A 9,419-nucleotide genomic window follows, 5' to 3' on the forward strand; every position below is an offset into this window, starting at 1 on the left:
GGAGCCATGACGAACATCACGCGCGCGCTGCCGTGCGACGGGGCCCGGTCCTTCCCTCGGCCGGGAGGCCGAGGGCCTCGCCTTGGCCAGGGCCCCGCCCGACCCTGACCCGCTTCGCTGACGGGCGGGGCCCCCTCGCCCGTCCGGGCGGTGGCCCAACCCGAGTGCGGCGGCCTTCCTACCGGTCCGGACGGACCACGCCGAGGATCTCCATCGTGCCCGCGCCGGTCAGCGTGACGTTCCTCCCGGGCCGGGGGGCGTGCACGATGGATCCGTCGCCGACGTACATGCCGACGTGGCTCGCGTCGCTGTGATAGATGATCAGGTCGCCGGGCCGCATGTCCCGGATGGGCACGTGCGGCAGCTGCCGCCACTGTTCCTGGGACGTCCGGGGGATGGGGCTCTTCGCCGCGGCCCACGCCTGCGAGGTCAGCCCCGAGCAGTCGTACGAGCCCGGGCCCTCGGCCCCCCATACGTACGGCTTGCCGATCTGGGCGGTCGCGAAGGCCACCGCCTGCTTGCCGGCGGCGCTCGCCTCGCGGTTGATGTCGGTGAGGGCGCCGGAGGAGAGCCAGGCGGACTGAGCCGTCGACGCCGCGTCCCGCTCCATCCGCAGGAGGCGGGCGCGCTCCTCCGTGGCGAGCTGCGACTCGAGCTTCTTCGCCGCCGCGATCCGGGCGTCGATGTTCTTCTTCGCCTTGGCCTGCTTGACGCGGTTGGCCTCGAGCCTCGCCCAGTTGAGGCTGGCGTCCTCCGTGTACGTCTCCAGGTCCTCCTGGGTACGCGTCAGCTCCGTCAGCAGGCCCTTGGCAGCCTGCTGGCCCTGCCTGACCTGGTTCACACCGTCCAGGAAGAGCCTGGGGTCGCCGCTGAGCACCAGCTGGGCGCCCGGCGGCAGCCCGCCGTTGCGGTACTGCTCGCGGGCCTGGGCGCCGGCCCTGCTCTTCAGCTCGGCGATCCGCGCCCGGCCGTCGGCGATCGCCTTGCCGAGCTTGCTGATCTCGCCGGACTGCTTCTTCGACTGCTCCTCGGCGAGGTTGTAAGCGTCGGTGGCCGCGCCTGCCTGGCGGTAGAGCGTGTCGATCTCCAGGCGCACCTCCTCCAGGCTCCTCTTCCCACCGGGGAAGGGCGTGGCCGGAGCGGCCGGCGTGGGCTCGGGAACCGGAGCCGCCACGGCCTGGACCGGCGCGGTCAGCACGGCCAGCGCGCAGACCAGGGTGACCGCCGCGGCGGCACAGTGGCGTCGGTGCACGAGCTCCCCCTCCGGGCAAAGGCGACGAAAGCCCGTACCGCCATGGCGCGGCCATGTGACTTACCGTCAGTAACATTCAGGTGACGACGCGATCGTGCCATGTCGTCCGGTAAAGCGACAGAGGCCCGTACCACGGTGCACGTCACACCACGTCACACAAGGGGACGAACGGTGGCGCGCCGGCGTTCCCGTTCCGGGCCGGATTCTAAACCGGTTTCCCGGCGGTGTCCTCAGTGGAGCCGGCCGGGCCGCAGCGCGGACCACCGCACCGTCAGTTCACCCTGCCGCCACCGTCGTACGTCGTCCGTCAACGGCCAGTCCGCGGAGACCGCCCGGACCGCCGCGATCCAGCGCTGCCGCGCCCCCAGGGAGGCGTACGGGGAGGCCGACGCCCAGGCCCGGTCGAGGTCGCGCAGGAAGGCGTGGACCGGTTCACCCGGCACGTTCCGGTGGATCAGCGCCTTCGGCAGGCGTTCGGCGAGGTCGGAGGGACGGTCCAGCGAGCCGAGCCGGGTCGCGAAGGTGACCGTCCGCGGCCCTTCCGGGCCGAGCGCCACCCAGACGTGCCGGCGTCCGATCTCGTCACAGGTGCCCTCGACGAGGAGCCCGCCCGGGGCGAGGCGGGCGCACAGCCGCTGCCAGACGGCCCCGACCTCCTCCTCGTCGTACTGGCGCAGTACGTTCGCCGCCCTGATCAGGTCCGGGCGGCCCGGGACGGGGATCTCGAAGCCGCCGTGGCGGAAGGTGAGGCCCTCACGCTCGTACGGTTTCGCCGCGGCCACCCGGTCGGGGTCGATCTCGACCCCGACGACCGCCGTGCGCGGCTCCGCGGTGCGCAGCCGGGACAGCAGTTCGACGGGGGTCCAGGGCGCCGCGCCGTAGCCGAGGTCGACGGCGACGGGGGAGTCGCTGCGGCGCAGGGCGGGGCCGTGGGTGGCGGCGATCCAGCGGTCCATGCGGCGCAGCCGGTTGGGGTTCGTCGTCCCGCGGGTGGCGGTGCCGATGGGGCGCTGGTGCATGACTGCGAGCGTATGCGAAGCGCCGGAGGGGGCGGCGGGGGAGTGCGGCGGGCAGGCGGGAGAGGGCGGCGTGCAGGCGGGAGAGGGCGCCGCGGCACGCCGGTCCGGGCGTAATGATTTGGCAAAGCGGAAATGAAAGGCCGGGTTCCGCTGTTCTGGCCTTGGACGGGGTCCTGTGCCCCTGAGGAGTCGTGCCCCGGGCGAGGAGGAGCGGACCACATGAGCCAGTACGTCTCCCGGCTCGGCAGCGGTCGTGTGGCACCCCGCATCCGCCTCCCGGGAGGGCTCGCGGGCGGGCCGCGCAAGCCTCGTCGCGTCGCCATGCTCTCCGTCCACACCTCTCCGCTCCACCAGCCGGGCACCGGCGACGCGGGCGGCATGAACGTCTACATCGTGGAACTGGCCGAGCGCCTCGCCGCCATCGGCATCGAGGTCGAGATCTTCACCCGTGCGACGACGGGCGCCCTGCCGCCGTCGGTCGAGCTGTCGCCCGGTGTCCTGGTCCGCCACGTCGACGCGGGCCCGTACGAAGGGCTGGCCAAGGAGGAGCTGCCCGCACAGCTCTGCGCCTTCACGCACGGGGTGATGCAGGCATGGGCGGGCCAGCGCCCCGGTTACTACGACCTCGTCCACTCCCACTACTGGCTCTCCGGCCAGGTCGGCTGGCTCGCAGCCCAGCGCTGGGGCGTCCCGCTGGTCCACGCCATGCACACCATGGCCAAGGTGAAGAACGCCTCCCTGGCCGAGGGCGACACCCCCGAGCCGGCCGCCCGGGTCATCGGTGAGACGCAGATCGTGCACGCCTCCGACCGGCTCATAGCCAACACCGCCGAGGAGGCGGACGAGCTCGTCCGCTTCTACGAGGCGGACCCCGCCGCCGTCGCCGTCGTGCACCCCGGGGTCAACCTGGACCGTTTCAGCCCCTTTCCCCATGCCTCCGGCCCTCTTCGCCAGGGGGAGGCGGCGACCGCCCGCGCCGCCGCCAGGGCCCGCCTCGGCCTGCCGCAGGACGCGCTGATCCCGCTCTTCGCCGGCCGGATCCAGCCCCTGAAGGCCCCGGACGTGCTGCTCCGCGCCGTGGCCGCACTGCTGGACCGGGACCCGTCGCTGCGTACGCGCATCCTCGTGCCGGTGGTCGGCGGCCCCAGTGGCAGCGGGCTCACCAGGCCGGAGGGCCTGCAGAAGCTGGCCGCGAGGCTGGGCATCGCCGACGTCGTACGGTTCCAGCCGCCGGTGGGCCAGGTGCAGCTCGCCGACTGGTTCAGGGCGGCGTCCGTGCTGGTCATGCCGTCGTACAGCGAGTCCTTCGGGCTGGTGGCCATCGAGGCGCAGGCGGCCGGTACGCCGGTGATCGCGGCGGCGGTCGGCGGTCTCCCGGTGGCGGTGCGGGACGGGGTCAGCGGCTTCCTCATCCCGGGCCACGATCCGGAGGCATACGCCCGCGCCCTCGCCCGCTTCGCGGACAGCCCCGAGCTGGCCGACCGGATGGGCACGGCGGCCGCCGCGCACGCGCAGTCGTTCGGCTGGGACACGGCGGCGTCGGCGACGGCCGAGGTGTACACGGCGGCGATGTGCGACCACCGGCGTCGCGCCCGGTCCCACCGCGGCTGAGACCGCGGCCCGGTGTTGTCGTACGCTCGGACCATGGCTGACGCAACCGAGGAAGCAGCAGCGGCGCGGGTCATCGAGGCAGCGCTGAACGACGCGGAACTCGAGTGGGAGAGCCCGGGGCCCGGCAGCTACGTCGTCACACTGCCCGGCACGCGGAAGCTGTCCACGACGTGCTCCCTGCTCGTCGGCAAGCACTCCCTCTCCGTCAATGCCTTCGTCATCCGTCACCCGGACGAGAACGACGCGGCGGTGCACCGCTGGCTCCTCGAGCGCAACCTGCGCCTGTTCGGGGTGTCCTACGCGATCGACGGCCTCGGCGACATCTACCTCGTGGGCAAGCTGCCCCTGTCCGTGGTCACCGCCGAGGAGCTGGACAGGCTGCTGGGCGCCGTACTGGAGGCGGCGGACGGGGCGTTCAACCCGCTCCTCGAACTGGGCTTCGCGAGCGCGATCCGCAAGGAGTACGCCTGGCGCGTGGAGCGCGGCGAGTCCACCCGGAACCTCGAAGCGTTCACACATCTGACGCAGCGCCCCACCGACTGACCCCCGGCCCGCTGTCCGGTGACGGGGGCCGGTGGCGCTGCGCACCGGACCGCTGACACCCGGCCGCCCCGGCGCCGGGCTCACCTTCCCGGGCGCGCCGCCGACTCGACCTCCTCCAGGGCCGCCGCCAGGCGGGGAGCCACCTCGGCCGACGTCCACTCCCGGACGTCGGCCGGCACGCGGCGGGGCACCGTCTCGGTGAGCATGATCAGGTAGAGGTAGCTGCGGTAGAGGGCGAGCCGCAGCCGCACGGACGGGGTGAAGGCGAGGGGCCGGCCCGCCACGGCCGCGTACCCGGTGAGGAAGCCGTCGTCGGCCTCAGGGTCGCCGAACAGCGAGGTGGAGACGAGGTCGGCGACCGGGTCGCCCCAGAACATCCGCTCACCGTCGACGACTCCGCCGATGCGCCGGGCACCGGGCGCGCCTGTCACCAGCAGGTTCCCCCGCCACAGGTCGAAGTGGACCAGGGCGGGCCGGGTCACCTCGTCCAGCACCGGTGACGCCGCGGCGAGCACCGCGCGTATCTCACCCACGGGGCGGGGGAGTTCGGCCCGGTACGCCTCGGCGTCGGTGAGCACCGCATCGGTCATCGTGGTGAACGCCCAGCGCCAGGTGGGCGGGAGGGGGCCGAACGGCTGGGCGGGGTAGCCGAACCCGGCCGGTCCCGTCACGCTGTGCAGGCGGGCGACGACACCCCCCAGCTCCTCGCGCAGGGACCGCTCCTCATCCTCCGTCAGCTCGTCCGCCAGGCCGGACCAGGGCCGCCCGGGGCACGCCGTCATGACGACGTACGGGCCGGTGGGGGCGCCGGTGCCGACCTCGCTGTGCACGACCCGCGGGATCGTGCCGTCGTCCTCGCCGGGTGCGTGACCGTCTGCGGCGGTGGTGGATGCGGCACCGGCACCCGCACAGGTGCTGGCTGCGGCTCCGGCGGTGGCTGTGCCGGTGGCGGTGGCTGCGGTGGTGGCTGCGGATGCGGCTGCGTAGAAGGTGACCTCGTTGACGAGGAGGCGGCGTTCGTAGCTCATCCCCGGTCCGTGGCGGGGCGGGACCTTCACCACCCATACGCGGCCGTCCGCGAGCGTCACCCGGGTCACCGTGTTGTACGTCCCACCGCTGAGAGGTTCGCGGGAGGCGATGTCGTCCTCCGTCACTCCCACAGCCGCGAGCACGCACGCCGTCGGGTCGGCGGACTCGGGCACAGGGGCGTCGACGGACACGGCGCGGACTCCTCGGGCCGGGCGAGCGGAGCGTCCGCCCCACAGCGCTTCCACAGGGTGATCACAGGCTGATCACGATCACATCCCGTGACCGCACAGAGCGATCACCGGACAGGTGTCCGATCGTAAAGTGTCGCCCAGTGCGACAGCACCCCCTCGGATGACAGATCTCCGCACAGGAGCGGGTTGTCGCTTCTTCCGACGGAGAGATGAACCATGCGCGCCACTGCCGTACGCCGTTCCGCCATCGCCGCTTCCGTGGTGTCACTGGCCCTGCTCGTCACCGCCTGCGGTGGCTCGGACTCCGGGGACGGGAAGGACGCCGCACCGAGCGCGAAGGACGGCGGCGCCACCAAGGCGGCGGTCACCGCGCTGACGCAGGCCGAGATCGACAAGGCATCCCTGGAGCAGGGCGACGTCGCCGGCCACAAGGTCACCGACATCGGTGCCGAGGACGCCGTGAAGCCCGGAGACGTCACCGCGGACAAGAAGGAGTGCGAGCCGTTCGCGTTCGCCTACTCCGGGATGAAGCGGGGCACCCCCGTCGGCACCGCGGGCCGCCAGGTCGTCCAGGAGCCGAAGAAGGACGCGACCGCGGACCCCGAGGACGCGATGAAGGCCGCGTTCGACGTGACGTCGACCCTGGTCGCGCTCGCCTCCTACGAGGGTGACGGCGCGGAGAAGAGCATCGCCGAACTCCGTGACTCCGCGGCGGCGTGCGCCGGCGGCTTCACCATGACCATCAAGGGCGACAAGACGGAGGTCGTCAAGCTGACCGAGGAGAAGGTGACGGACGGCGAGGAGGCCGTCGCCTGGACGGTGGGAGCGCGGCAGGACGGCACGACCGTGCCCGCGAAGCTCGTGAGCCTGCGTCAGGGCAGTGCGGTCGCCACCTTCCTCGCGTTCAACCTCGGTGTCGTGGCGTCCGGCAAGGCCGACTTCGAGCTGCCGTCGGCCGTGATCACGGCCCAGGCCGGGAAGCTCGGCTGATACTCCGTGCGTGACGGCGGGCCGTCCGGCCCGCCGCCCCGCACCCGGGGACAGGTGATCACCACGGCGGCCATGAAGGGCAGGGCCCCGGTGATCCGGCGTTCCCGTATCCGGTGATCCGGTGATCCGTACCGAGGCTTGTCAGGGCAGGGGAACAAGCCTCACCACGGTGACGGTCAGCACGGATCCGGAGACGTAGTAGAGGACGATCGCGCCGGACACGGTCGCCTCGCGCCGGTCGCGTTCATGCTTGACGGCGGACGAAGCGTGTCCGTACGGGTCCCGGCCCAGCGTGCGTGCCATCTCGTCGCGGAACGCGTCGCCGTCCCGCATCTTGGCCAGGCTGTCGTCGGCGGGTGGGGCGTAGGAGATGCGGAAGCTCAAGCGACGCTCCGCCTCTCGGCCTCGTCCCGGGCCAACCGGTCCAGGATCCGCTCGGCCTCGGGATCGGGCACGGACTCGAGCATCCAGTGCCGCATGACGGCCTGGATCTCATGGACGCCCGCCTCGTTGATCGCGTGGTCGAACTCCTCGCGTCTCTCCTCGGGCAGCGCCGCACGGATCGCCGGGATGCTGTTCGGCACCTCGACCTCGGCACCACCGACAAAGGTCCTCAGAGCCTCGCCCATGGTCGCTCTCCCCCGATCTCCTTGCTCTCTGCCCTCCACGTACCCGCCGCGTACCACTCCCGCACGGACCCGACGCGTGCGCGCCGATGGGTACGTTCTTCACGGATACGTTGTGAAGGGCAGGGCGGATCACGCACTGTACTGCCCATCGGGCGGCGGCCGTTGTACGAGTCGCGGAGCCCACGAGCGGCACGGAGGACGAATTGGGCGACGGGGCGAAGAACGGCCGGGCGACCCGGCCCGGCGGAGGACCACGAAGGGCCGGCCGGGCGCTCGGTGAGTTCTTCGGCGAGCTCCTCGGCGGTGCGCGCAGGACGGCACCCCACACACCCGCCACTCATGACAGGAGAGCACTTCTCCCGCGGACGCGCCTCACTTGGTGGCCGCGTTCGACTCCTGGGCCTTGATCCGTTTCCGTAGCTCCGGCAGGGTCTTCTTCGACGCCTGCTCGATGTAGACGGTTCCGCCGGCCGGATGGTCCACGGTCACGGCGTGGACGGGGTCCACACCCTCGATCGCGTACACGGTTACCGGCTCCGAAGCCGCGTGCTGGTCATCCACATCGGGAGTGTCATCGCACTCGGGGATGGCGCCTGCGCCCAGCCGTCTGCCCGCCTTGACGTCGTCGCTGTCGCCTGCGTCATCGGGATAGAGCCCGTGGCCGAGATAGGTGTGGCCCTCGTACTCGAGCAGGGCCGCGCAGGAACTGTCCGCACCACCTTGCGAAGTGCCCGCCCCAGCACAGGACGTGGACATGATCAGGGTCACCGCCGCGAGCGCCGCCCGCACACTCACGGACCGCGCGAACCTTCCGCGCGCCGCCCAACTGACCGCCTGCTCGCCCGTCATGAACCGACCTCCCTCAGGTGCCGCTACCTGCGGCCAGCCGCACCTTCGACGCCACAAGGCCGCGAAGGGTTCCCGCGTTCTCCTGCGGCACGATGAGAGCTGTCGGCCGATCCTCGGCAAGGGCGCCGACAGCTTCGCCGGGCGGCCGGCGAACTTCGACCTCGCGATCTCCTGATCGCGCTCATCGGCACTGCCGGCGATGCACTTGCCCTCTGGGCTGATGCCTCCGTAGAGATCGCCATCCCCGCGGCACTGCTGATCGTCCTCGACATCCGCACCCGCCGCTGGAGCCGCCGCGCCTGACGGCCTGCTGAGCACGCGACGGACAACAGACGACCCAGCCCACCCAAAAGCCCCCCACCGTGCGGAGACCCGCAGGTGGAGGGCGTCTTCGGTCTTGCTTACTTCTTCTTGCCCTGGGTCTTGCGGTAGATCTCGGCGACCAGGGTTTTCGCAGGTGGAGACGCTGATCGACTCCCTGTGAGTAGTCGCCATTGGTCGTGATCGGGTGCCCTTGAGTAACCTCGGACGGCCCAGAGACGGCCCAGACAGCCCCTCACCCTAGGAGCTGATGGGCAGCTCGCGCGCTCGCTGCCGTGCTTGGGCCCGTAGTTCTTTCAGGCGACTGTGATAGGCGTTGTGGCGGTTTTGGTCGAGGTTCAGCGGGAGGTCGAGTTGGAAGATGAGGTGTGACTCCAGCTCCCACGGTTTGTCCTGCTCCATCCAGCACACTCGCGCGTTGTCTGCCATCCACTGGCTCAGGGTGGCTTCGCCTGCCTTGCCAAAGGTCATCCGCTTGCCGCTGCCTACGCGTCGCAGCTCAAGTCCGAGCAGGCACCCCAGAGTGAGTCGTAGCGTCGAGCCGGCCGCGTTGCCCCGGTAGTGATAGCGCACCCGCTTGCGCAGGTTCTGAGTACTGGCCCAGTTGGCCATGTGCCGCGGGGCTATCCCGACGTAGAGCAGGCGCCCGGCGTCCAGGTCCGGATGGGGCGACTGCTTGAAGTGCCAGCCATAGACCCCTGCCGCAGCCGGGAGAGGGCTCGGGTGCACCAAGACCTCGTGTGCCGACCATAAATGGCTCGGACTGACGAGAGCGGTAGGTTCCACGAAGCCTCCAGGCGTGGCATGGGCCTTGACCCCGGATCCTGAACACGGGTTATGCGGCTTGTGCCAGCGTAGTTGGTGTGAGGTGGAGGGCGTTCTCGAAGGCAATCGGTGATCGTTGTCCGAGGTGGGAGTGTCGGCGGCGGGTGTTGTAGCGGTGGAGCCATCGGAAGGCGTCGAGTCGGGCCTCGCGCTCGGTCGG

At 71.3% G+C, this 9,419-nt stretch carries 10 protein-coding genes and 1 pseudogene; 3 read left to right on the forward strand and 8 right to left on the reverse strand.

Going from position 1 to position 9,419, the window contains the following annotated elements:
• Window positions 1-178 precede the first annotated feature (178 nt).
• On the reverse strand, window positions 179-1,252 hold the full coding sequence (locus tag ABZ371_RS08730) for an NlpC/P60 family protein (protein WP_358675470.1): 1,074 nt from the start codon (window positions 1,250-1,252) through the stop codon (window positions 179-181).
• Between the two features lie 230 nt (window positions 1,253-1,482).
• On the reverse strand, window positions 1,483-2,271 hold the full coding sequence (locus ABZ371_RS08735) for a class I SAM-dependent methyltransferase (RefSeq protein WP_358675472.1): 789 nt from the start codon (window positions 2,269-2,271) through the stop codon (window positions 1,483-1,485).
• Window positions 2,272-2,490: 219 nt separating this feature from the next.
• On the opposite strand from ABZ371_RS08735, the gene mshA reads away from it, so the two are divergent.
• Both mshA and ABZ371_RS08745 read left to right on the forward strand, forming a co-directional pair.
• Window positions 2,491-3,882, forward strand: a complete 1,392-nt coding sequence (gene mshA / locus ABZ371_RS08740; RefSeq protein ID WP_358675475.1) for a D-inositol-3-phosphate glycosyltransferase — start codon at window positions 2,491-2,493, stop codon at window positions 3,880-3,882.
• 33 nt (window positions 3,883-3,915) lie between these two features.
• Window positions 3,916-4,425, forward strand: a complete 510-nt coding sequence (locus tag ABZ371_RS08745) for a YbjN domain-containing protein (protein WP_358675478.1) — start codon at window positions 3,916-3,918, stop codon at window positions 4,423-4,425.
• A gap of 80 nt (window positions 4,426-4,505) precedes the next feature.
• On the opposite strand, the gene ABZ371_RS08750 is transcribed toward ABZ371_RS08745, so the two are convergent.
• Entirely contained in the window at window positions 4,506-5,645 is a 1,140-nt protein-coding gene (locus ABZ371_RS08750) for an aminoglycoside phosphotransferase family protein (protein WP_358675481.1), read from the reverse strand.
• A 216-nt stretch (window positions 5,646-5,861) separates the two neighbouring features.
• Here ABZ371_RS08750 and ABZ371_RS08755 point away from each other — a divergent pair, with 216 nt between their 5' ends.
• Window positions 5,862-6,635 (forward strand): hypothetical protein, encoded by a 774-nt coding sequence (locus ABZ371_RS08755; protein WP_358675484.1) that lies wholly within the window; start codon window positions 5,862-5,864, stop codon window positions 6,633-6,635.
• A 141-nt stretch (window positions 6,636-6,776) separates the two neighbouring features.
• Here ABZ371_RS08755 and ABZ371_RS08760 read toward each other — a convergent pair whose 3' ends face one another.
• The 5 genes and pseudogenes from ABZ371_RS08760 to ABZ371_RS08780 form a co-directional block, all read right to left on the reverse strand.
• A complete protein-coding gene (locus ABZ371_RS08760; protein WP_358675487.1) occupies window positions 6,777-7,019 on the reverse strand; it encodes a hypothetical protein in 243 nt (80 codons plus the stop codon).
• Entirely contained in the window at window positions 7,016-7,264 is a 249-nt protein-coding gene (locus tag ABZ371_RS08765) for a hypothetical protein (RefSeq protein WP_358675489.1), read from the reverse strand. The genes ABZ371_RS08760 and ABZ371_RS08765 overlap by 4 nt, the downstream gene beginning before the upstream one ends.
• Window positions 7,265-7,636: 372 nt before the next feature.
• Window positions 7,637-8,113: a DUF6281 family protein gene (locus tag ABZ371_RS08770; RefSeq protein ID WP_358675492.1), complete on the reverse strand. Its 477-nt coding sequence runs from the start codon at window positions 8,111-8,113 to the stop codon at window positions 7,637-7,639.
• A 561-nt stretch (window positions 8,114-8,674) separates the two neighbouring features.
• Entirely contained in the window at window positions 8,675-9,220 is a 546-nt protein-coding gene (locus ABZ371_RS08775; protein ID WP_358675495.1) for a GIY-YIG nuclease family protein, read from the reverse strand.
• 49 nt (window positions 9,221-9,269) lie between these two features.
• Window positions 9,270-9,419 (reverse strand): annotated as a pseudogene (locus ABZ371_RS08780) (IS3 family transposase); the annotation flags it as partial.

It is taken from the genome of Streptomyces sp. NPDC005899, from assembly GCF_040629645.1.
GTDB lineage: Bacteria > Actinomycetota > Actinomycetes > Streptomycetales > Streptomycetaceae > Streptomyces.

Bases quoted from the DNA above. Each gene is read 5' to 3' on its own strand.
- ABZ371_RS08735 (WP_358675472.1), bottom strand. From the start codon at position 2,271: ATGCACCAGCGCCCCATCGGCACCGCCACCCGCGGGACGACGAACCCC.
- ABZ371_RS08765 (WP_358675489.1), bottom strand. From the start codon at position 7,264: ATGGGCGAGGCTCTGAGGACCTTTGTCGGTGGTGCCGAGGTCGAGGTG.
- ABZ371_RS08770 (WP_358675492.1), bottom strand. From the start codon at position 8,113: ATGACGGGCGAGCAGGCGGTCAGTTGGGCGGCGCGCGGAAGGTTCGCG.
- mshA (WP_358675475.1), top strand. From the start codon at position 2,491: ATGAGCCAGTACGTCTCCCGGCTCGGCAGCGGTCGTGTGGCACCCCGC.
- ABZ371_RS08745 (WP_358675478.1), top strand. From the start codon at position 3,916: ATGGCTGACGCAACCGAGGAAGCAGCAGCGGCGCGGGTCATCGAGGCA.
- ABZ371_RS08755 (WP_358675484.1), top strand. From the start codon at position 5,862: ATGCGCGCCACTGCCGTACGCCGTTCCGCCATCGCCGCTTCCGTGGTG.